Here is a 21,791-nt window from a genome sequence, read left to right on the forward strand (position 1 = left end):
GGAACATACAAATAAGTTTATAAATTTCTTATTTTTACAAGAAAAGCAAAAATGCAAGATTATCTCGAAATAAACAGAAAATCATGGAATGCAAAGGTGGATGCCCATCTTCAGTCAGATTTTTATTTTGTGGAAGAATTTTTAAATGGGCGTACCTCTTTAAACTCCATAGAATTAGAACTGTTGGGGAATATTGAAGGTAAATCTATTCTTCATCTTCAGTGTCATTTTGGTCAGGATTCAATATCTCTTTCAAGAATGGGAGCGAACGTTACAGCAGTAGATCTTTCGGACAAAGCAATCGAAGCCGGGAACAATCTTGCTGAAAAGTGTAACCAAAAAGTAGAATTTATTTGCTCGGATATTTATGATTTACCGAATGTTTTAGATAAGAAATTCGACATTGTATTTACAAGCTATGGAACAATAGGCTGGATTCCTGATCTTGAAAAATGGGCAAAAGTTGTAAGTAAATATATGAAGCCGGGCGGCGAATTTATTATGGCAGAATTTCATCCTGTGGTTTGGATGTATGATGATGATTTTGAAAATGTTTCTTATAACTATTTCAACGAAAAGCCCATTGCAGAAACGTACGAAGGAACTTATGCCGATTTTTCAGCCGATATTGTACAGGATTATGTAATGTGGAATCATTCTCTTTCTGAAGTTTTTCAGAATTTAATTAATGAAAATTTGGAAATTCAAATCTTTAAAGAGTTAGACTGGTCGCCTTATCCATGTTTTAAACATATAGAAGAATTTGAAAAAGGTAAATGGCGTACAATAAAGTTTGGGAATAAAATCCCAATGGTATATGCCCTAAAAGCACAAAAAAAGTCATCTAACTGATGACTTTTTCTGTATATATGAATTTTTTGAATAATATATATATCGTAGATTTTAAATGTTTGAAGCTGTATCTTCTACTTTAGTTTTTGCTTCATCAAATTTGTTTTGTGCCTGAGAAACAACATCATTGGCTTTGTCTTTTAGATCATTACCCCATTTGTTGATGTTATCTTTTGCATTATTAATCTTATCTTTCACCGCTTGTTGTTGTTCTGGAGTAGATTTTTTGTATTTCCAATACGCTAAAGCACCTAATCCTAATAAAGCTAAAAGTCCGTTTGTTTTATTTCCCATGATTTCTGATTTTTTAATTGTTATTTTAAATTTATTAATAATAACTATGTAAAATGTGTGCCAAAAAACAAAAGGGTAATAATAAAAAAATGTTAATTTTTATTAGAATATTTCAAACTGATTTCCATCGTAGCTTGCAAATACCATTGTAGGATAAGAATCCTGATGGTATAGATTTCCGTTTTTATCTATGGCAATGGCACCCGCAAAACCGTCAATAGTTTTTAATTCGGTAAATGTTTTATCAAAAGCTTCTTTTAAATTTAAGCCATCGGTAACTCGTGTTACTATTTTGGCAGCCGTTGCATTACTTACAATATCTTCGCCTACACCGGTACAGCTTACGGCACAGAATTCGTTGGCGTAATTTCCTGCAACAGTGGCAGAATCTGATATTCTTCCGGGAATTTCGAAACCTTTTCCTCCTGTAGAAGTTGCCACTGCAAGTTTAAAATCTTTATCTAAAGCGACACAGCCAACTGTTCCTTTTCCTCCATTTTTTAGCTTTTCTTCGTATTCTTTTCTGCGTTGAGGAATTTCTGTAGAAAAGTTTTCGAATCCGTTTTCAGAAGCGTATTTTTTGGCTCCGCTTCCGCCTAAAACTCTGTCGTCTTCTTTCATAAGTCTCTGGGCTACAAATATTGGATTTTTTATATCTTCAATATTAATTACTCCGCTCATTTTTTGAGTAGTACCGTCCATTAAGGCTGCACTCATTCTTATAACTCCATCACTTTGAATTTGCGAACCTATTCCTGCATTAAAAAGTTCATCATCTTCCAGAAGAGATACCGCATACGCAACCGTTTCTACTGCCGAATGATTTTTTAAATATTCAAAAGACTTTTCAACAATACTTTTTAAAGAGTTTTGCTTGGCAATCTTTGTGTCTTTACTTTGGTCGCTTTCGGAGAAAAATCCTCCGTGGATGATGATTTTCATAAGAATTTTTTTGAGAGATGATGAGTAATATAGTATTTAAGCTAAGCTCAATACAATTAAAACTGAAGATTAATTAGGATAAGGAATAGCTTTATCCAGTTCAATAGGATAATAATACTTTTTTATATTTTCCTGTACGAATTTCCTCTGTTGATCCAGCTGTTCCTGACTTGTTATTTTACTTCCGTTAATAATAATTGTACCTCCATTTTTCAGGTTGTTTCTCATTTCAGAAACAGGATCGTGGTAATAATCGAGTTTTACCTTGTAAAATTGTTTTAAATTTACAGAAACCGGTTTTATTCCATAATGAGTTTCTAAAAAATTGCTGGTATCAAAAGTTTCATTAAGGTTGGTGCTTTTCACCAGTGAGTATTCAAAATTGTTTTTGTCGTCACTTAGTTGAAAAATTAAACCGGGAAGTCCACGAAATTTATATGGTCCTTCCTGAAACGGAATACTTGGACAAAACCAGGCGGTCCAGTTTCTACCACCAAAATTGGTGGTTGCTTTTTGCAAAGTATATTCACCTACTTTTTTGGTGTCATTATCAATTTTCCAAATCATTTCATCCTTTGAGTTGATTACAAAGTAATCAAACATATTATCGTGAAAGGCTTTGTTTTCAAACGTATTAATTTTCCTTAGAATGAGCTGGTCTGTTTGTGTATTTGTTTGATAATTGTGTCCCGTTTTTTTACTTAATGAGTCATTTTTAATAAAATCATAATCATAAAACTTTACATACTCTTTGTCAATATCCAAAACCATATTTGTTTTGGGAATTTGGGTGTTAGATTTTATTTGCAACTCATAAATGAATCTATGAGTTTGCGAAAAAGATTTCACAAAAAATAGTAAAGATAGAATGAAGATAATTTTTTTCATTTTCTACTGCTAAGCAAATTTCAGCGGAATTTCACCCAATTTTATGTCTGCGGAATAGGATTAAACTGCGAATTTTCTATCGTAAGAGTTTTGGTTTTAAGATCATAATGATCGTTCATAGACATTACATGTACAATAAGATTATCAATAGAAATTGGCTCTCCCAAATTAATATTGGTAAGATTGGTATCTTTAATAAATCTTCCGTCTACAATAATTACCAGTCCAGACCCTACGGCTGTCATCACATCATTATGAATAAAAAGCCCGGTATCTTCTCCTAAACCAATTCCCAAAGTTCTTGGATTATTTACTACAGCCTGAAAAAGTCTACCAATTCTTCCTCTCTGTACAAAATGGGTATCTACAATTACATTATCTATAAGACCAAGTCCTTGCGTAGTTTTTATTTCACCTTTAAGCAAGGCTTCCGAACTGCTTCCCTGATAAATCATGTTTTCTGATGCGGCAGCTGCACCGGCAGAAGTTCCGGAATAAATAAAATCCTGCTCCTGATATTTAAGCAAAATAGCGTCGTGAAATCTGGTTCCTCCAAGTATGGAAGTTAATCTCAGCTGATCTCCACCGGTAAACATTACCACATCTGCTGCATTGGCTCTTGCCACAATAGCATCAGAGTTGGCTTCTTCGCGGTTGTGGATATCAAGAATATTCACATTTTTAGCTCCCAAAAACTCGAAAGCTTTTTTATATTCTGCTCCCACAATTTGTGGAATTTGCGAAGCAGTTGTAATTACTTCTATAATAGAATTCTCTTTATTTTTAGATTCAGTAATGATTTTTCTTAAAATTCCGCGCTCGAAAAAGTTTAGATTTTTTTCTACATTCTGATCATAATCGGTTTCTGTAAAGCTGCCTTTATTCACAGCTCCGCCGATAATAATTAATTTTCCAACAGGTTTCATGGTTGCAAAATTAAAAAATTATAATTTGATGATGAAATTTATTGATGTTTTTATCGGAATGAAATTGATTTGTAACCTTTTACCGAATAAATATATTTTTTCGTAAATCTTCAAAAGAATTTAATATTTTTTTCATCTTTTGCATTATCTTTGATATGAAATGATGTTTTTATTAATGATAAGAAATTACGGAACTAAACTATGAAAATTGAAAAAATACAGGCACTTCGAGGTCCAAATATTTGGAGTATAAGAAGAAAAAAATTAATCCAGATGAGGCTGGATCTTGAGGAAATGGAAAATTTCCCCACCAATAAAATTGAAGGTTTTAGAGAAAGAATAGAAGAACTTTTACCGTCTCTTATAACCCATCGTTGTTCGGAAGGTGTAAGAGGTGGTTTTTTTCACCGAATTGAAACGGGAACTTGGATGGGACATGTGATAGAACATATTGCTCTCGAAATTCAGACTCTTGCAGGTATGGATACCGGTTTCGGAAGAACAAGAGAAACCAAAACTCCTGGTGTTTATAATGTGGTATTCGATTATATCGAAGAAAATGCAGGAATTTATGCCGCAGAACAATCTGTTGCCATTGCAGTAGCATTAATAGAAAATAAAGAATACGATATTAATGCCTGTATTCAAAAATTAAAAGAAATCCGTGAACGCGTAAGATTGGGTCCTTCTACCGGAAGTATTGTAGAGGAAGCTGTTTCAAGAAAAATTCCTTGGATTAGATTGGGTAATAATTCTTTGGTTCAGTTGGGTTATGGGGTAAATCAGGAAAGGTTTCAGGCTACAATTACCGGAAAAACAAGTTCGATTGCCGTAGATATTGCATGTAATAAAGAACTTACCAAAAGAATGCTTCATGATGCCGCAATTCCTGTTCCTATGGGAGATCTCATTATGGATGAAGGCGGTTTGAAAAATGTTGTTAAAAAGATAGGATTTCCCGTTGTGATAAAACCTTTGGATGGTAATCACGGTAAAGGTTCATCTATTAATGTAAATGATATTGAAGCTGCTTTAATAGGGCTAGAACACGCTCAGAAATATTCTAAAAAAGTTATTGTTGAAAAATATATTACTGGCTACGATTTCAGAGTTTTGGTTATCAATAATAAAATGGTAGCTGCAGCAAGAAGAGTTCCGGCACATGTTGTGGGTGATGGAGAATGTAATCTTCAACAATTAATTGATAAAGAAAATGAAGATCCTAGAAGAGGATATGGACACGAAAATGTGTTAACCGACATCAATGTAGATAAAGATACTCTAGAATTATTAGACAAACTTCATTATACATTAGAAACTGTTCCGCAAAAAGGAGAGGTAGTCTATTTAAAATCAACAGCCAATTTGTCTACAGGAGGAACATCCATTGACGTAACCGATATGGTTCATCCGGAAAACATTACAATGGCTGAAAGAATTTCGAAAATTATCGGTTTGGATGTTTGCGGAATCGATATCATGGCAGAAAATCTTACTCAACCTTTAAAAGAAAGTGGCGGAGCTATTATTGAAGTGAATGCAGCTCCTGGTTTCAGAATGCATCTTGCTCCAAGTGAGGGACTTCCAAGAAATGTTGCGGCGCCTGTTGTAGATATGCTTTATCCACCGGGAAAACCTTTTACTATTCCAATTATTGCTGTAACCGGAACCAATGGTAAAACAACCACAACAAGACTTATCGCACATATCGTAAAAAGCAATGGGTACAGAGTAGGCTTTACTACTTCGGATGGTATTTATATTCAGAATACCATGCTCACAAAAGGAGATACAACGGGTCCTATTTCCGCTGAATTTATTTTAAAAGATCCTACCGTAGAATTTGCTGTTTTAGAGACGGCGAGAGGTGGTATTTTACGTTCTGGTCTAGGTTTTGGGCAATGTGATATTGGAGTTTTAACCAATATAAAAGAAGATCATTTGGGGATGAATGATATTCATAATCTTAAAGATCTTACCAGAGTAAAAAGAGTTGTTCTGGACAGTGTTAAGAAGAACGGATGGAGTGTAATGAATGCAGATGACGAATATTCTATGAGGATTATTAATGATTTGCCAAGTCAGGTTGCTTTATTTAGTTTGGATGAAAATAATGAATACATTAAGAAATTCGCAAAAGAAGGCAGAACGACCTGTGTTTATGAAGAAGGTTTTGTGACGATTAAAAAAGGCGATTGGAAAATAAGAATTGGTAAAGCAAAAGATTTCCCGATTACCATGGAAGGAAAAGCTAAATTTATGATTGCGAATATTCTTGCAGCAAGTTTAGCATGTTACCTGTATGGTTTTGGGATTGAAGATATTTCTAATTCTTTAAGAACATTTATCCCAAGTGCACAGCTTACTCCGGGAAGACTTAATGTTTTCAAGTTTAAAAACTTTAAGGTTCTTATAGATTTTGCACACAATCCTGCAGGATATGAAGCTATTGAAGATTATCTGAAAAATGTTGAATCTACCAAAAAAATAGGAATTATCTCTGGAGTGGGAGACCGAAGAGATGAAGATATTAAACTTTGCGGAACTATTGCCGGAAGAATGTTCGACTATATCATCATTCGCAACGAAAAACATCTTAGAGGAAGAACGGAAGAGGAAATTAACGGATTGATAATTGACGGGATTCAGGCATCCGGAAGAGATGTAAGCTACGAAATTATCCCTAAAGAAATTGAAGCTTTGAAACATGCGATGAGCATGGCAGAAGAGGGTACTTTTATTACAGCATTAAGTGATGTTATCTCTAATGCAATAGATTTGGTGCAAGATTATCAGGCAAGAGAATTGCTTGAAGATGGCAAAATATAAATACAAAACGGCGGCATCGAAGATGCCACCGTTTTTTTTTGATTATTATTTCTGAGAGATTTATTCTTCAGCAAAAAATGCAGTAGAACTTCCAATCCAGATGGCATCTTTTTTATTGAAATCTACATTTACCATAGCTGCTTTCGTCATTCTTCCAAGATTTTCAATAAGAATAGGGTAGTCGTCATTTTCTCTCCAAATATACAGTAAACGGATTTCAGCTTTTGAAAATTCTCCGTTAATATCTTCAAAAATAGGTTCGTAATTTACTTTTCTCTGTAAAATATAATTTTCTTTATCCTGTATAGCATCAGTAATTTCCTTTGTGGGATTTAGATTAACTCCGCTTCCTGCAAAAGAAAATAAAGGCTTCAATACAAAATTTTCAAGATTTTCATCTGCTGGAAATTCATGTAGGAAATAACTTTTCGGTACAAACTGATGATTCAGCATCGGTAAAAGAAATTTTGAAATTTTGAAAAACCAGTTCGGATGGGTAATCCATTTTACATCGACATCTTCACGAAAATCAAATTCGAGATTAAGATTAGGTATTTTATCTAATTCGTCGAATATTACACGATTATAGATTCTTTTAATTTCAATTTTCTTTCCTTTATTTTCATAAAAAAGTTTTTTGCCTTCTTTTTTTACTTTGGTAAGACAAACTGTTTTTATACCTAAAAGTTTTTCAGTTAAAACAAAATCGATTAAAGTTTTTTGTTTTTCAGGAAAAATCTCCAGTAAAATTACATTTTCAGGATTTTCTTCTCCTATAATTAATTCTGATAAATATTTTTTTAAATCTTCTGAAGTTAATTCATTTTGAAGATCCGAAAGAAAAGGATAAACTTCACAAAGGGTATCTTCGAAAACTTTTTGGAAAGCGAATAGAGAAGGAAATGCCTGAAGTTCTATCAACTGAGGTTCTATGTTTCCGTTTTCGTTTCGGCAAATTCCAAAGTCGATTGTGAAAAAATGCGGCTGTTGAGTATCATTAGGAACTTTGCAATTCTCCGGAATAGCTTTTTCAAGGGTTCCTTCAGGTAAATTTTTAATCTGTTCGATAATGCTGTTGCTTGCATCCAGCAATTTAGCCTCAAATTCTTTAGTTAAGAATAAAGGACTTTCTGAAAGCCTGAAACTTGGCTGAATACCGCTTTTTTCCATCAAAAGTCTTTGAACTTCCTCATATTTTTGCGGAGTAAATTCTTTATTAAACTGTTTTCTGTATTTGGAAATCATATTTTTTCTTCTTTTTTGTGATTTAAAAAATCGAGCAGTAATTTGCTCGATTTTTTGTTTAATTTTTATTTCTTGTTCAGACTAAAATTTCATTTTTTTTTAAAATGTTTCTTTTCGCTGAATGTAAAAACCGAGGTAAAATCTGAGCCTGAGTGAGAATGATTTTATCTTCATCATTCATGCGGTCTACTGTTTCAAGATACTTTTCCATCCCGAAATTTTCGATCATGGCTTCTTTATTTTTTTCGTCTTTAAGATTTTCTATCATTCCTGCAGGATTCGCTTCAGGATGAAACTGTGTGCCAAAAATTTCATCAGAAAAACGAATAGCCATTACCGCTCTCTCCAAATTTATATGAGGTCTGAATTTTTCGATGGCAACAATCTGCATTCCGAGTTCCTCAAAACGATCCGTATCTGGTTTTATAAACTGATAAGCTCTGGAATCGACAGCATAAAAAGGATCGGGTAAATTTTTAAACAAAAATTCACTTTTACCTTCTTGCGTTTTATGTACCGGCATTACTCCGAAAGAATAGGATTTTCTTTTGCAGATATCTCCTAATTTCCAATGAATGCTTGCAAGCTGAAAAGAATGACAAATAAGGAAAAGATACTTTTTATGATCATTTTCAAGATTATGGCGATAAACAGAATCCAGAAAATCGGCAAACTTATCTTCCCATGCATGTCCTTCTCTGTGAGGATTTCCAGGTCCGCCAGATGAAATGAAAATATCAAAATCTTCAATATTGGGTATTTCGTTTTTAAACCTTACATCAAAAGTTTCGATAGAAATTTCTTCTTTAGATTCGTTTTTAAAAGTTTCTGAAATCTCTTTAATATTTCTAAATCCCTGATTGACATGGTTGTTGTTCATATCCAGCAACGCAATTCTTACCTCTGTCATAACTTTAAAATTTCGGCAAAGTTATTAAAAATTTATAAAGCAGCTTGGCTATGGGTAATTCCGTACTCAGTTTCAGAAATCATGTAATCTACTACTTTCTTCAAATCTCCGGTTTCTTCGTAAATTTTAAGCTGTCGGTCTGCTCCGGTTCCGTTTTCCAGAATTTTCCATGCATATTCTACTTCTTTTCGGCAGCCAAGATCGTCTACAACATCATCTATAAACTCCAAAAGTTCTTTCAGTAAATCAGGATAAGGTACAGATTCTTCTTTTCCGAAATCTATAAGTTTAGAATGAATTCCTTCTTTGGAAGCCCGCCATTTATTTTCATTTAAAAGCAGTCTTCTATAGCTTCTGAAACTTAAATTCTGCTGATGGAGTTTATAAATTTTAGCCACAAGACTTTGCATAATTGCTGCAAGACATACCGTTTCTTCTATTCTTAAAGGCATGTCGCAAATTCTAAACTCAATGGTAGGATAGAAAGGATGTACTCTTAGATCCCACCAGATTTTTTTAGCATTATCAATAGTTCCTGTTTTCACAAGAAGATCAACATAACTGTCGAATTCTGAAAGAGAATTGAAAAAGCTCGGAATCCCTGTTCTCGGAAATTTTACAAATACCTCCTGTCTGTAAGATTTAAAACCTGTATTTCTACCAATCCAAAAAGGTGAGTTGGTAGACAATGCATATACGTGTGGTAAAAAATAACGCATTACATTCTGAATTCTTACTCCTTCTTCACGATTAGGAATCCCAATGTGAACATGCAGACCAAAAATTAGATTCCCTCTTGCAACATCGCCCATGTCATCTACGATTTTATTATATCGCTCTCCATTGGTAATGGTATTGTGTTCCCAGTTGGAGAATGGGTGTGTTCCTCCGCCAGAAACACGGAGTCCCTGTTCATGAGCTGTTTTTATCAGGTGTCTTCTTAGATTGGTAAGTTCTTCTTTTGCTTCCTGAATGTTTTGGCATATTCCTGTTTCCATTTCAATCATAGATTCGTGCATTTCGTGCTTTAAGTTTTCGCTTAAAACAGCTTTTCCACCTTCTATAATTTTAGAAACATGAGAAATTAAATCGCGGCTTTCCACATCAATTATCTGATATTCTTCCTCGATTCCAATAGTAAATTGATGCATTTTCTTGTGTTTTTTTTAATGATAATTACTTTACAGAATCTTTCACGAATGTACCCCAAGAAATATTTGGTTTTCCGGGAACATATTCTTTAGCTTTTTCTATAGCTAATTTGGCAGCGTGTTCTACAATCCACGCAAAATTTTCTTCTCCAACAGAGTTTTTATCAGCATCCGGAGCAGGGTTACAGAAGTCGATTGCATAAGGAATGCCGTCTCTTACAGCAAATTCTACGGTATTAAAGTCGTATCCTAAAGCCTTATTCATCTTTAATGTATAATCGTGGATGGTTTTTAATAATTTTTTTAAATCTTCACCTTCAGTCTGATGTGTGGTTGCATATCTAAGATGATGAGGATTTCTAGGTTCATAAGGCATTATGTGTACATATTTTTGCCCCAAACAATATACTCTGTAATAATCTTGGAATACAATTTCTTCCTGAACCATCATTACAAGCTGCTCGGTTTCGCTGAGTTTGTTCCAAAGATCTTCAGGGTTTTCTACTCTGTAAACACTTTTCCAACCACCGCCATCGTGAGGTTTCATATATGCCGGAAATCCTACATAATTGAAAATGTAATCCCAATCGTGAGGAAATTTAAGGTTTCTGAAAGAGGTTTCTGAAGTATTTTCAGGTCTTTCGTGAGAGGGTAATAAAACGGTTTTCGGTAAAGGAATTCCCAATTTAGACATCAATGCATTATTGAAAAATTTTTCATCGGCACTCCACCAAAATGGATTGTTGATTACGTAAGTTCCGTTCAGTGCTGCATTTTTAAGGTATGCTCTGTAAAAAGGAACATCCTGAGAAATTCTGTCGATAATAACTGCATATCCGTAATCTGCACCTTGTTCAAGTTTATCAATATTAACGGGTTCGGCAATAATTTCACCTCCGCCCATTTCGTTTACTTTATCTATAAATGCCCATGGAAAAGTATCTTCCATCCCAAATAAAATTCCTACTTTTTTTGCCATAATCTTATTGTTTATTTTTTGTTTTTATATTATTAATTATTCAAAATGAGTTAAAACCCAATTTTTACTTTTATCCACAAATGGAGATCCACAGTAGGAGCATTTGTCTAATGTAGTATCATCATACGGTGCAGCACAATTCGGACATTCGTGGCTGTAAGATATTTCTAAAGGTAAAACAGCATCCTTATTTCTGGATAACGTCATGTAAAACTCTTGTGTTTCCAGTTCATTTACTTTTTGTATTGTATTGTTTGCCAATTTTACTTCAGAGTAAGTTGCTGAAATTTTAAACTTAAGATCAATAATATTTCCTTCAACAGAATAATCATCCAATGTTACAAAATTGGTATATAAACGATTGAATATGATACCATTATAACTGTTTTTTATACTGATGAGCTGTGAAAGAGTATTTTCATCTGAAAACTTATCCAGTTTATCAATTTTTCCTCCCGAAAATACTTCCATAATCTGCATAAAGATATTGGAAGCGATGTCTTCCATCTTCTGAACTGCAAATTCTTTATCGTGAGTAAATAGTGATAAAAAGTTCTGATCCAGCAATACATCCTGTTCTCCTTCATAATCGTCTTCTTGTGTAATTTCACATAAAATCCAGTCATAAGCAGCATTATTCACCAGTGTTCCGCAACTGCTGCATCTGCTTATTTCACCTAAATCATCCGATAAAACATCGCCACAATTTGGGCAATTATTACTGGTGTATAGATCTTTGCTTTCTACGTTTTGTTTTCGGATTAAAGTCCAGTATTCAACTATATTTTCTTCGTCGTAATCTTCATTGAATTTTGGATAAATCTCACTTATAAATTTGTCGCGAACCGAAAAAATAAACTCAATATCGGTAACATCGTAGCCATTATCTTTTCTTAAATCGGCAACTCGGATGTTTTCTATCCTAAGATTACTTAACTCGTTGCGTTGCGAAAGAGTATTCATAATAGAAATCTGGGTATGAAGTCTTTGATACATACCGTCTGACATCCATTTGCGTACATTCTTCAAATCCTTGTTTTGCCAGGCTTTTTGCATTTCTCTGAATGCAAAGGTGAGTTTCTTTTTATCTAATCCGTCCGGTAAAGGAACATCCGTATACTCATCAACAAAATTTTGATTGTTGTCTGTAAGTGTATTTCCAAACATGCTCGGAAATTTTTTCTTTAAATAGAAATAAACAACAATACAGATCACAATAAAAATGATAATTACAACAGGACTGATGGAAGAACTTCCTCCACCTCCTGAAGAATGACTGCTGTAAGAATGACCAGAAGAACTCCAACTGCTTCCACTGCTTCTAGAGCTGCTTCTGCTGCTTCTACCGCCACCGCCACCAAGTCTTGCGTATAAATTGGGAAGACTGTATAAAAACAGTAAAAATCCGAAATAATACTTTCTTTTCACCTCTGTATTTCTTCTTTTTTAATTGTGTAAAGGTGGTGGTGTGTTGGCAAACAGATTTTTGAGTTCATCTAAACTATTTGCTGAATCCCAATTTGCCATTCCATTTTTCCAAACCTGGGTGGTTGCAGAAAGACTTCCGTTTTGTACCAAAGGCAAGAGCTGTTCTATAGTGAAAGGACCAGTCTGCTGTCCGTTCACCGCCACAAAATATTGTGCAGAAGAAGGTAATGGAGGAGGAGCAGACTGAACTGCAGAAGATGTCTGATTCTGAGTGAAAACTCCAGCCATTGCATTTCCTACACCAATTCCTGCACCAATTCCTGCAAGTCCGCCCTCATTGGCTGCTGCAATTTCTATACTTTGCGCAGCTTTAAATTGAGAAAGTTTCTGCATATCCAATTTGTTTAATCTAGAATATTCAAAAATTTCTTTTTTAAGATCTTCCGGCATAGAAACATTTTCAATTAAAAATTTGGTAATTTCTAAACCGTAACCGGCAAATTCATCATTTAATTTTGTCTGACAAATTCGCGATAAATCTTCAAGATTGGCAGCGAATTTATCAATAGGAATGCTTCCGTCTCCAATGGCGGAAGAAAATTTGGTAACGATAATACTTTTTAGCTGTCCTATAACGTCTTCTGTTTCGTACGTATCGTTGGTTCCTGCAATTTCTTTGATGAATTTTCCTGCATCAATAACCTTGAAAGCAAAAGTTCCGAAAGATCTCAGCTCAATCATTCCAAATCGGTCATCATTAAGCACAATGGCATTTTTTGTCCCCCATTTCTGATCGATGAACTGTTTGGTGTTTACAAAAAATACATCTGCTTTAAATGGACTTTCAAAACCGTATTTCCAACCTTTTAAAGTAGCCAAAATAGGCATATTCTGGGTCTGTAAAGTGTACATTCCCGGGTTGAAAACATCTGCTATTGTTCCTTCATTAAAAAAAACTGCTTGCTGCGATTCTCTTACAGTGAGTTTCGCATTCATTTTAATTTCGTTATTGAATCTCGGAAATTTCCATACTATGGTATTCTGGGAATTATCCGTCCATTCTATAATATCAATAAATTCCTGTTTAAGTCTATCAAATAAACCCATTTTTCTTGGTTGTTGTGTGTTAAATTAATTAAAAAAAGCTTCAATGTAAATAGGAAAAGTCATTCTCCATAAAGGCCAATCGTGGTTGATCCATTTTTTTTCGTCGTACCAAAAATTGATTCCTTTAGAAGATAAAATTTCTGCCATTTCTACATTTTTATCTCTGCAAATATCTTCGTCTGATGTGCTTAGAACAATGTGCATGTGTTTGTATTTCCATGCTTCGTCGTTTCTTACAAATTCTCTCGGGCAGTTAAAATAAACCAGCTCGTCCGAATATCCATCCATGAAATTTCTGATACTGAATGCACCGGAAAGACAAAATAAATGAGATACAACATCAGGAAATCTGAATGCAAAATTGGCAGCATGATAACCTCCGAAACTTGCTCCCGCAACAGCAACTCTATGGGTTTGATGCATCTTTTGAATGTACGGAACAAACTCCTGAATTAAAAACTGCACATATTTTTCGTAATTTCTGATTCTTTGCTGAGGCGAAATATTTTCATCGTAAAAACTCCATGCATCAATGGTCTGAATATTATACAGCTTTACTTTACCCTGTTCAACAAAATAATTAATGCTGCTGTTCAGATGAAAATCGTGATTTTGAGTATATAAACCCTGCGAAGTAGGAAACATGATTATCGGATAACCGTAATGTCCCGTAACTTCTACTTTAAGGCTTGTTCCTAATATATGAGAATAATAATCTGTATGTTCTATTTTTGGCATTTAAATTTTTTTTAAAATGTGTCTTAATAAATAGTTTTGTTAAGTTAATTTCTAAATTAATTCTAAGAGCTCGGTTTATCTTTTGGAGGAAGAATATTAAGCATCTCTAGTTGAATTTTTTCTGCTGCAAAATCTAACCTTTCCTGCACGACATGAGCGTCTTTAGACTTGTAAACAATTCCTACATGATAATCTATCGGAATAAACTTTACCGCTTCTTCGCATTCAAAATCACTGTAATTTGGTGAAATATCCTTTATTAACGCTACAATTAATCCTGAGTAATAACCTGTTGGTTTGGCAACTTCGTAATTTTTACCTTTTAGTAATGCATCTTCTATTTTTGCCCATTCTCTCCAAATATTGATGTTGCTGGATGCTTCTACCAAGTCTGGAATATGAGCTCCACCAACCCGCGATGAAGTTTCTAAAAAATACCACTTTCCATCTTCTCTATTTCTAATGAATTCGGTATGAGTAGCCCCATTTAGAAGCCCGAAGCTTAATAAAACTTTAGCGTTAACCTTTTCCAAAGCTTTAAATTCATCGGAATATCTGCCCAATGTTTTTGTCCTGAAAACTCCGCCTTCATGAGAAACCTGCATCGGTGGAGCAAGGTATTTTGAAGCTGAGGTAAATACAATTTCTTTATTGAAAGTTAAACTGTCAACATGATAAACATCTCCTGGTTTGAAGCTTTCTAAAAGGAACAAATGTCTCTCTTCACCCAATTGTTCTAATGCATTCCAAAGTTCTTCCTGAGATTTTAATTTTTTTATACCAGAAGCAGAAGCTTCGGATCTTGGTTTTAAAACCCATGGAGCAGGAACCTTTTCGGTAAAATCCTGAACTTCCTGATCGTTAAAAACAGCCGTAAATTCTGGTACATTTATACCTGAATCTTTTGCTTTTTGCCGCATGGCAAGTTTATCCCGAAAATAGCGATGGGTTGTTTGTCCCATTCCCGGAATTCGGAAGGTTTCTCTTATGAGAGCTGCCTTTTCTACATCATAATCGTCGAGAGCGATTACAGCATCTATTTTTCGGCTTTTCATTAAGTGAGAAAACCCCTGAATAAGATGATCGAGATTCCATACCGAAGGTTTTACTTCTGGCATATAAAAAACTTCATCTATTGCATGCCAAGGCCAATTTTTTTCTTTTAAATTTTCGGAAGTAATGAGGATAATCTTATTGCCAAGATTTTTCATTTCGTCCATAAAATCGTATCCTTTGTAATAGCACGAAATACACACGATGGTTTTCTCCTTCATATAGTGATTTTTAAATTTTGTTAAATTATAAAAAATAAAAGCTTTTGTTTATTAATTATTTAATATTAAAATTTAATAATTGCTAAGCTTTTTTAAATTTACTAATCAATTATACAGAGAAATTTTGAAAAAAACTAATTTTTAATGATAATTTTCAATTAAATCCGCTAATAATTGTACGCCATAACCAGTTGCTGCCTTTTCTTTTGCATATCCTACATTTCCAAATGCAACTCCGGCAATATCCAAATGTGCCCAATTGGGATGGTTTTCTATAAACTGTTCTAGAAATTTTGCCGCTATAATGCAATCTCCTATAGGCTTCATGGAGATGTTTTTAAAATCTGCAACATCCGATTTAAAATCTTCCATCCAAATATCCCAAAGTGGTAAATTCCAAACCCTTTGATTGGTTTTGTTTCCAGATTTAATCAGTGTATTTTTCAGTTCTTCATTGTTGGAGAACATTGCTCCGCAAGTATCGCCAAACATTCTTACAGAACTACCGGTAAGAGTTGCCAAATCAATAAGAACATCGGTTTTGTAATTTTTGGTAAGATAAGACAGTCCGTCTGCTAATGTCATTCTTCCTTCTGCATCGGTGTTCAGAACTTCTATAGTTTTTCCGTTGTAGGCGGTGATAACATCACTTGGAAGATAGGCATTTTCCGAAACTGCATTATCGGTAATAGGTAAAATTGCCGTAATGTTTATTGGAAGCTGCATTTTTGAAGCATAAATAAGTGCTCCAATTACTGCGGTTGCTCCACCCATGTCAGATTTCATATAATGCATATTGTCTGATGGTTTAATGGAGATTCCTCCAGTATCAAAAAGTACACATTTACCTACTAATCCGAAGGTTTTTGCATTTTTTTCTGAAGATTTGTATTCCAAAATAGTAAAAGCGGCATCATAAGCACTTCCCTGATTAACAGCTAAAAAAGCTCCCAAACCAAGACTCTCACATTTCTTTTTGTTGAAACATGTGTATTTCAGATTGTATTTTTTTGCAGTATTCTTTAAGAAATCACTCAGCATATCCGGCTTTTTAAAGTTAGCAGGTTTGTTGAGCCATTCCTGACAGGCAAACTGACCTTCGCAAATCGCTGAGGTTCTTTCTGAAATCTTATCTAGTTTTTTCTGACTGATGTTGCTGAAATGCAATTCGAAAGCATCTTTCCAAAACGGATGATTTTCTTCAAACGGATAGTGGTAAGTTCCTAAGTAAAGTCCTTTAAAAAATTCTTCAAATTGTTTTTCTAAAATAAAATCGGCACTTAGAAGTGTTTTTACAGACTGAATGTTTTTTTTGTGTGATTGAGAAAATTTCATTCCGACTTGTTGAAATTCAAAGTTTTCTGAATTTTCTTTTCCTAAGCCAATGAAGTAAATAATGCTTTCTTCATTAGTTTGTACAAATACTTCATTCTTTTTACCGGAAAAAAAATGGGCAGTATTTTTATTGTATTTTTTGGAATTGTTTTTCCATGATTCTTCTGTGAAAAGTTCGAATATCTGACTGTATTGCTTATCTACTTTATTGTATAATTTCATTATAACTAAATTATTTTTGTATTTCTTGTTCTTGATGTGGTTTTACTTCCACCGGGTTTTCTGTATTGTTATAAAAAAGCCATTCAATAGCTCTTGGGAATTCCTGAGACCAGTAAAATTCGCTATGGGAACCATCGGGATTAATGCTGGTTTTAAATTCAAAATCGAAAAGATTTTTTTGCTCCCATTTTCGAAGGTAATTTTCGAAAATTTTTATTCTTTTTACCATTTTTGAACCTTCTTTTTCTCCACCGTACAAATAAATCTTGGTTTTAAAAGGTGTCCTGAAATTCATCATTGGGAAATTATTATTCGGTTCAACCCACAGAGATGGGGAGAAAATAAGTAGTTTAGAATATACTTCGGGATATAAAAAACCACTGTAAATACTGATGAGTCCACCTAAAGAACTTCCGCCAATTCCTGTATGATCACGGTCTTTTTTAGTTCGGTAATGGGTATCAACATAAGGTTTTAAAGTATCGGTAATAAATCTGATGTATTTTTTACCTTCCGAACCGTTTGCGACATGGTCATTATCAAAAATATATTCTTTTATTCTGTCTTCGCTTCCGTGTTCTACAGCAATCACAATAACTTCACCACGACCATATTCGGAAAGTATGGAAAGTTTTTTATCTATTTCCCAATTGCCATAAGGACTGCCTTCGTTAAATAAATTTTGAGCATCCTGAAGATAGAGAACCGGATAATTTTTTTCTGAAAAATAATAATCGTAAGGTAAAAGAGCCCAAATTTTACGGTAACGGTCTAACTGAGGGATGTAAAATTCTTCTGAAATAATTTCTACAATTGGGAAAAATTCTTCCTTAAAAGGTCCCCAATTTAATCTCCATTGTTCAACAAAATCTACAGTTTCATGAGAAGATGTTTCTATTTTTCTGTTTGGGGTAATGCTTCCGTATTTGTCCAGCTCTACGTTTTCCCAGCCTCCTTTGGTGAATTTATAATCTATAATCTCCGGAAGTTGATCATTATCTATTGTTATGTTGTAGGTATTGTCCTCAGATTTTTCTAGTTGAAAATTGTAGTCTTTAGGATTCCAGTTGTTAAAATTTCCGGTTATAAAAACAGGTCTTGCATCATTTTCAGCTGTTTTAAGTGTGAACTTCATTTCGTGTTTTATCTGTTTTAAACTTATAAAATTATTAATTTTTTTCAATAATTCGCATGAAAATTGATTTAAAAAAATATTCAATTCAAATAAAAAAATATCTATATTTGATAGTCATCGCATAATTTAGGAAGTTTAGATTTTATGCAGAGTGTTAAAAACAATTATGATGAATTTTGTTAAACCTTACACCCTTTTTACGGATCACGATATTTATCTTTTTAAAGAAGGTAAACATTACAAACTTTACGAAAAGTTTGGGGCACATTCTGTAGAAAAAGATGGTGTAAAAGGAGTTTACTTTTCGGTTTGGGCACCCAATGCCAAAAAAGTTTCTGTTATCGGAAATTTTAATAACTGGAATCACAGGGAGCATATTTTGTTCCCAAGATGGGATAAATCCGGTATTTGGGAAGGCTTTGTTCCTGGTCTTACTTGGGGAACACTATACAAATATGCGATTGAAACTCAAGGTAAAATTTTAGAGAAAAGTGATCCTTATGCATTAAGCTGGGAACAAAATCTTCAGGCAGCATCCTTGGTTTCCACCAATTGGTATGAGTGGAAAGATAAAGATTGGATGGATAACCGCTGGAAAAAAAACAGCTTGGAAGCACCCATTTCCGTATATGAAATGCATTTGGGTTCGTGGCTCCGAAATGAAAATGAACCCGAAAAATTCCTAAATTATAGAGATATTGCAGAAAAACTGGTTCCTTATTTAAAAGAAATGGGATTTACTCATGTAGAATTTATGCCGGTGATGGAGTATCCTTATGATCCCAGTTGGGGATATCAGATAACAGGTTTTTTTGCGGCAACTTCCCGTTTTGGCTCTCCTCAGGATTTAATGTTTTTAATAGATGAACTTCATCAGAACAGTATTGGGGTTATTTTAGATTGGGTTCCTTCCCATTTTCCGGGTGATGCCAATGGTTTACATCTTTTTGATGGTACTTATTTATATGAACATGAAGATCCGCGAAAAGGATTTCATCCAGACTGGAAATCTTACATTTTTAATTACGGAAGAAACGAAGTGAAATCTTTTCTGATATCTAATGCTGTTTTTTGGTTAGATCGCTATCATGCAGACGCACTTCGGGTAGATGCTGTAACTTCTATGCTGCATTTGGATTATTCCAGAAACGAAGGCGAATGGGAACCAAATATATTTGGAGGGAATGTAAATTTGGAAGCAAAAACTTTTCTGCAGGAATTTAATACCGCTGTTTATAAGGAATTTGGTAATAATATTATGACGATAGCGGAGGAAAGTTCAGATTTTCCTATGCTTACAAAGCCTGTGCATGAAGGAGGTGTGGGTTTTGGAATGAAATGGATGATGGGCTGGATGCACGATACACTTTTTTATTTTAAAAAAGAGGTTTCAGACCGGAAACATTTTCATCATAAGCTTACTTTTTCCTCTATGTACATGTACAATGAAAATTATATGATTCCCCTCTCTCATGATGAGGTTGTACACGGAAAAGCAAGTCTTATTTATAAGATGAAAGGTGACGAATGGCAGAAATTTGCTAATTTAAGAGCTTTATATGTTTATATGTATACTCATCCCGGTGCTAAACTTCTTTTTATGGGTGATGAATTCGGACAGACCGGTGAATGGAATTTTAAACAGAGTTTAGACTGGCATTTACTAAATTATCCCATTCATAAAGGTTTGCAGAATTTAGTAAGAGATATTAACCATTTGTATCGTGATGAAACGGCTTTGTTCGAAAATCAGTTTAAACCTGAAGGTTTTGAATGGCTTGAAGCAGATGATGCGAATCATTCAGTGTATATTTATCTGCGTAAAGGAACAAAAAAAGACGATGTTCTGATGATTGTTTTGAATCTTACTCCCAATGTGTTGGATTATAAAATTGGGATTGATTCTGGAGTGAGTTGGGAAGTAATTCTTAATTCTGATAATCATCTGTATGGAGGAAGTGGAGTAGATGCTCACATTTTCAAGAAAACTAATGAACCTTGCATGAATAAAAAACAGTCGATGTACATCAATTTACCGCCATTAAGCGGAATTGTTCTTAGACAGAAGAAAGACAAGAAAAATAAGTTGCAAAAAACAAAACAACACAAAAAATAAAAATGACAATATTTCATTTGAGTACCGAATGTTATCCGGTAGCAAAAGTTGGCGGACTTGCTGATGTAGTGGGTGCACTTCCAAAATATCAAAATAAAATAAAAGATATTAATGCCAAAGTGGTAATGCCTTGGTACAATAAACAATTTGTGTACGATTATGACTTTGAAACCGTTTTCGATGGTTTTATTCATCAGGGAAGTAATATGCTTCAGGTTCAGGTTTTAAAAGAACGTACAAATGTTTTGGGTTTTGAGCTTTATATGGTGAAAATTCCCGGTTTGCTCGATCGCGAAAATCCTTATGGTTATCAGGATGAAAGTTTTCAGTTTTTAGCATTTCAGCAAGGAATTTTGCATTGGCTTTCTGCGATGAAAATTCGTCCGGATGTTTTGCATTGCCATGATTATCATACTGGTTTGGTTCCTTTTATGATAGAAAACTGTCCCGAATTCGATTTCTTAAAAGGGGTGAAAACCATAGGAACCATACATAATGGAGAATATCAGGGGATGATGAGATGGGATATGGCGAATTATATGCCCGCTTTCGATCAGTATAAATGGGGACTTTTAGACTGGAACGGATTCATTAATCCTTTAGCAAGTATGATTAAATGCTGTCATGCTTTTACAGCAGTTTCCGAAGGTTATCTTGAAGAACTTTTTGTAAGCTTTCATGGTTTGGAAAGTTTGGTGAGAGAAGAATTTTCTAAAGCTTTCGGAATTATAAACGGTATCGATACGGAAGTTTGGAATCCACAGACTGATCCTATGATAGATTTTAATTTCAACAGTAAAAATGTTCTCAAAGTAAAGAATAAAAACAAAGAAAGACTTTGCAAAGAATACGGTCTGAATCCTAATTTGCCTCTTTATGCTTTCATAGGAAGATTTGCTACAGAAAAAGGAGCAGATTTGCTTCCCGATGTAATCTGGAGAAGCATTAAGCAAAGCTTTGGCGGTTTAAATATCATTGTTTTAGGCTCGGGTAATGCATATCTGGAGCAGCAATTGAAAGAGCTGGATTCTGTTTATTCTAATTTTGCTTCAGATTTGGGGTATAAAGAACATCTTTCCCATAAAATATATGCTTCGGCAGATTTTTTGTTGATGCCTTCCAGAGTAGAACCTTGTGGTCTTAACCAGATGTATGCAATGAGATATGGTACAATTCCTGTGGTAACATATACAGGAGGATTGAAGGATACGGTAAAAGATATTTCAACTGGAGGTTCAGGTCTTAATTTTACTTATCCCGGTGTTGATGATATCGTTCATGCGATGAGCAGAGGTCTTCAAATTTATAAAGATCGTTCTAAAATGGAAGAATTAATTCTTTCTAACATGAAATTTGATTTTTCTTGGGAGAAATCTGCAGAAAAATATATAGCTTTATATAAAAACTAAAATTCAGTTGA

At 34.1% G+C, this 21,791-nt stretch carries 18 protein-coding genes; 4 read left to right on the forward strand and 14 right to left on the reverse strand.

The window, feature by feature from the left end:
- Positions 1-51 precede the first annotated feature (51 nt).
- Positions 52-852, forward strand: a complete 801-nt coding sequence (locus MTP08_RS05255; RefSeq protein WP_243577355.1) for a class I SAM-dependent methyltransferase — start codon at positions 52-54, stop codon at positions 850-852.
- 51 nt (positions 853-903) lie between these two features.
- Here MTP08_RS05255 and MTP08_RS05260 read toward each other — a convergent pair whose 3' ends face one another.
- From MTP08_RS05260 to MTP08_RS05275, 4 genes are all read right to left on the reverse strand, one after another.
- Positions 904-1,146, reverse strand: a complete 243-nt coding sequence (locus MTP08_RS05260; protein ID WP_209390165.1) for a YtxH domain-containing protein — start codon at positions 1,144-1,146, stop codon at positions 904-906.
- Positions 1,147-1,248: 102 nt separating this feature from the next.
- Positions 1,249-2,088 carry an isoaspartyl peptidase/L-asparaginase gene (locus MTP08_RS05265; RefSeq protein ID WP_243577356.1) on the reverse strand — a complete coding sequence of 280 codons (840 nt, stop codon included), beginning with the start codon at positions 2,086-2,088 and terminating at the stop codon, positions 1,249-1,251.
- A 69-nt stretch (positions 2,089-2,157) separates the two neighbouring features.
- Positions 2,158-2,976 (reverse strand): GLPGLI family protein, encoded by an 819-nt coding sequence (locus tag MTP08_RS05270; protein WP_243577357.1) that lies wholly within the window; start codon positions 2,974-2,976, stop codon positions 2,158-2,160.
- 41 nt (positions 2,977-3,017) lie between these two features.
- Positions 3,018-3,902, reverse strand: coding sequence for a cyanophycinase (locus MTP08_RS05275; RefSeq protein ID WP_209390168.1), 885 nt, complete (start codon positions 3,900-3,902; stop codon positions 3,018-3,020).
- Positions 3,903-4,103: 201 nt separating this feature from the next.
- On the opposite strand from MTP08_RS05275, the gene cphA reads away from it, so the two are divergent.
- On the forward strand, positions 4,104-6,731 hold the full coding sequence (gene cphA, locus MTP08_RS05280) for a cyanophycin synthetase (protein WP_243577358.1): 2,628 nt from the start codon (positions 4,104-4,106) through the stop codon (positions 6,729-6,731).
- Between the two features lie 60 nt (positions 6,732-6,791).
- On the opposite strand, the gene MTP08_RS05285 is transcribed toward cphA, so the two are convergent.
- The 10 genes from MTP08_RS05285 to MTP08_RS05330 form a co-directional block, all read right to left on the reverse strand.
- On the reverse strand, positions 6,792-7,976 hold the full coding sequence (locus tag MTP08_RS05285) for a hypothetical protein (protein ID WP_243577360.1): 1,185 nt from the start codon (positions 7,974-7,976) through the stop codon (positions 6,792-6,794).
- Between the two features lie 76 nt (positions 7,977-8,052).
- Positions 8,053-8,886 carry a type 1 glutamine amidotransferase gene (locus MTP08_RS05290; RefSeq protein WP_209390171.1) on the reverse strand — a complete coding sequence of 278 codons (834 nt, stop codon included), beginning with the start codon at positions 8,884-8,886 and terminating at the stop codon, positions 8,053-8,055.
- 32 nt (positions 8,887-8,918) lie between these two features.
- Positions 8,919-10,037 (reverse strand): carboxylate-amine ligase, encoded by a 1,119-nt coding sequence (locus tag MTP08_RS05295; RefSeq protein WP_209390172.1) that lies wholly within the window; start codon positions 10,035-10,037, stop codon positions 8,919-8,921.
- Positions 10,038-10,062: 25 nt separating this feature from the next.
- Positions 10,063-11,016 carry an ATP-grasp domain-containing protein gene (locus MTP08_RS05300; protein ID WP_209390173.1) on the reverse strand — a complete coding sequence of 318 codons (954 nt, stop codon included), beginning with the start codon at positions 11,014-11,016 and terminating at the stop codon, positions 10,063-10,065.
- Positions 11,017-11,052: 36 nt separating this feature from the next.
- On the reverse strand, positions 11,053-12,444 hold the full coding sequence (locus MTP08_RS05305; protein ID WP_243577361.1) for a TIM44-like domain-containing protein: 1,392 nt from the start codon (positions 12,442-12,444) through the stop codon (positions 11,053-11,055).
- An 18-nt stretch (positions 12,445-12,462) separates the two neighbouring features.
- Positions 12,463-13,551, reverse strand: coding sequence for an SPFH domain-containing protein (locus MTP08_RS05310; protein ID WP_243577362.1), 1,089 nt, complete (start codon positions 13,549-13,551; stop codon positions 12,463-12,465).
- 24 nt (positions 13,552-13,575) lie between these two features.
- Complete coding sequence (locus tag MTP08_RS05315; RefSeq protein WP_243577363.1) at positions 13,576-14,289, reverse strand: alpha/beta hydrolase-fold protein; 714 nt, start codon at positions 14,287-14,289, stop codon at positions 13,576-13,578.
- A 62-nt stretch (positions 14,290-14,351) separates the two neighbouring features.
- Complete coding sequence (locus MTP08_RS05320; RefSeq protein ID WP_243577364.1) at positions 14,352-15,563, reverse strand: ATP-grasp domain-containing protein; 1,212 nt, start codon at positions 15,561-15,563, stop codon at positions 14,352-14,354.
- Positions 15,564-15,704: 141 nt separating this feature from the next.
- Entirely contained in the window at positions 15,705-17,120 is a 1,416-nt protein-coding gene (locus MTP08_RS05325; protein ID WP_243577365.1) for a leucyl aminopeptidase family protein, read from the reverse strand.
- 10 nt (positions 17,121-17,130) lie between these two features.
- Complete coding sequence (locus MTP08_RS05330) at positions 17,131-18,255, reverse strand: alpha/beta hydrolase-fold protein (RefSeq protein WP_243577366.1); 1,125 nt, start codon at positions 18,253-18,255, stop codon at positions 17,131-17,133.
- Between the two features lie 169 nt (positions 18,256-18,424).
- Here MTP08_RS05330 and glgB point away from each other — a divergent pair, with 169 nt between their 5' ends.
- Positions 18,425-20,371, forward strand: coding sequence for a 1,4-alpha-glucan branching protein GlgB (gene glgB, locus MTP08_RS05335; RefSeq protein ID WP_243577730.1), 1,947 nt, complete (start codon positions 18,425-18,427; stop codon positions 20,369-20,371).
- Positions 20,372-20,373: 2 nt separating this feature from the next.
- On the forward strand, positions 20,374-21,780 hold the full coding sequence (locus MTP08_RS05340; protein ID WP_243577368.1) for a glycogen synthase: 1,407 nt from the start codon (positions 20,374-20,376) through the stop codon (positions 21,778-21,780).
- The last annotated feature ends 11 nt before the right edge of the window (positions 21,781-21,791 follow it).

It is taken from the genome of Chryseobacterium oryzae (genome assembly GCF_022811665.1).
In the GTDB taxonomy this organism is placed as follows: domain Bacteria; phylum Bacteroidota; class Bacteroidia; order Flavobacteriales; family Weeksellaceae; genus Chryseobacterium; species Chryseobacterium oryzae.

Coding starts and splice junctions, on each gene's coding strand:
- MTP08_RS05255 (WP_243577355.1), top strand. CDS start 52: ATGCAAGATTATCTCGAAATAAACAGAAAATCATGGAATGCAAAGGTG.
- MTP08_RS05260 (WP_209390165.1), bottom strand. CDS start 1,146: ATGGGAAATAAAACAAACGGACTTTTAGCTTTATTAGGATTAGGTGCT.
- MTP08_RS05265 (WP_243577356.1), bottom strand. CDS start 2,088: ATGAAAATCATCATCCACGGAGGATTTTTCTCCGAAAGCGACCAAAGT.
- MTP08_RS05270 (WP_243577357.1), bottom strand. CDS start 2,976: ATGAAAAAAATTATCTTCATTCTATCTTTACTATTTTTTGTGAAATCT.
- MTP08_RS05275 (WP_209390168.1), bottom strand. CDS start 3,902: ATGAAACCTGTTGGAAAATTAATTATTATCGGCGGAGCTGTGAATAAA.
- cphA (WP_243577358.1), top strand. CDS start 4,104: ATGAAAATTGAAAAAATACAGGCACTTCGAGGTCCAAATATTTGGAGT.
- MTP08_RS05285 (WP_243577360.1), bottom strand. CDS start 7,976: ATGATTTCCAAATACAGAAAACAGTTTAATAAAGAATTTACTCCGCAA.
- MTP08_RS05290 (WP_209390171.1), bottom strand. CDS start 8,886: ATGACAGAGGTAAGAATTGCGTTGCTGGATATGAACAACAACCATGTC.
- MTP08_RS05295 (WP_209390172.1), bottom strand. CDS start 10,037: ATGCATCAATTTACTATTGGAATCGAGGAAGAATATCAGATAATTGAT.
- MTP08_RS05300 (WP_209390173.1), bottom strand. CDS start 11,016: ATGGCAAAAAAAGTAGGAATTTTATTTGGGATGGAAGATACTTTTCCA.
- MTP08_RS05310 (WP_243577362.1), bottom strand. CDS start 13,551: ATGGGTTTATTTGATAGACTTAAACAGGAATTTATTGATATTATAGAA.
- MTP08_RS05315 (WP_243577363.1), bottom strand. CDS start 14,289: ATGCCAAAAATAGAACATACAGATTATTATTCTCATATATTAGGAACA.
- MTP08_RS05320 (WP_243577364.1), bottom strand. CDS start 15,563: ATGAAGGAGAAAACCATCGTGTGTATTTCGTGCTATTACAAAGGATAC.
- MTP08_RS05325 (WP_243577365.1), bottom strand. CDS start 17,120: ATGAAATTATACAATAAAGTAGATAAGCAATACAGTCAGATATTCGAA.
- MTP08_RS05330 (WP_243577366.1), bottom strand. CDS start 18,255: ATGAAGTTCACACTTAAAACAGCTGAAAATGATGCAAGACCTGTTTTT.
- glgB (WP_243577730.1), top strand. CDS start 18,425: ATGAATTTTGTTAAACCTTACACCCTTTTTACGGATCACGATATTTAT.
- MTP08_RS05340 (WP_243577368.1), top strand. CDS start 20,374: ATGACAATATTTCATTTGAGTACCGAATGTTATCCGGTAGCAAAAGTT.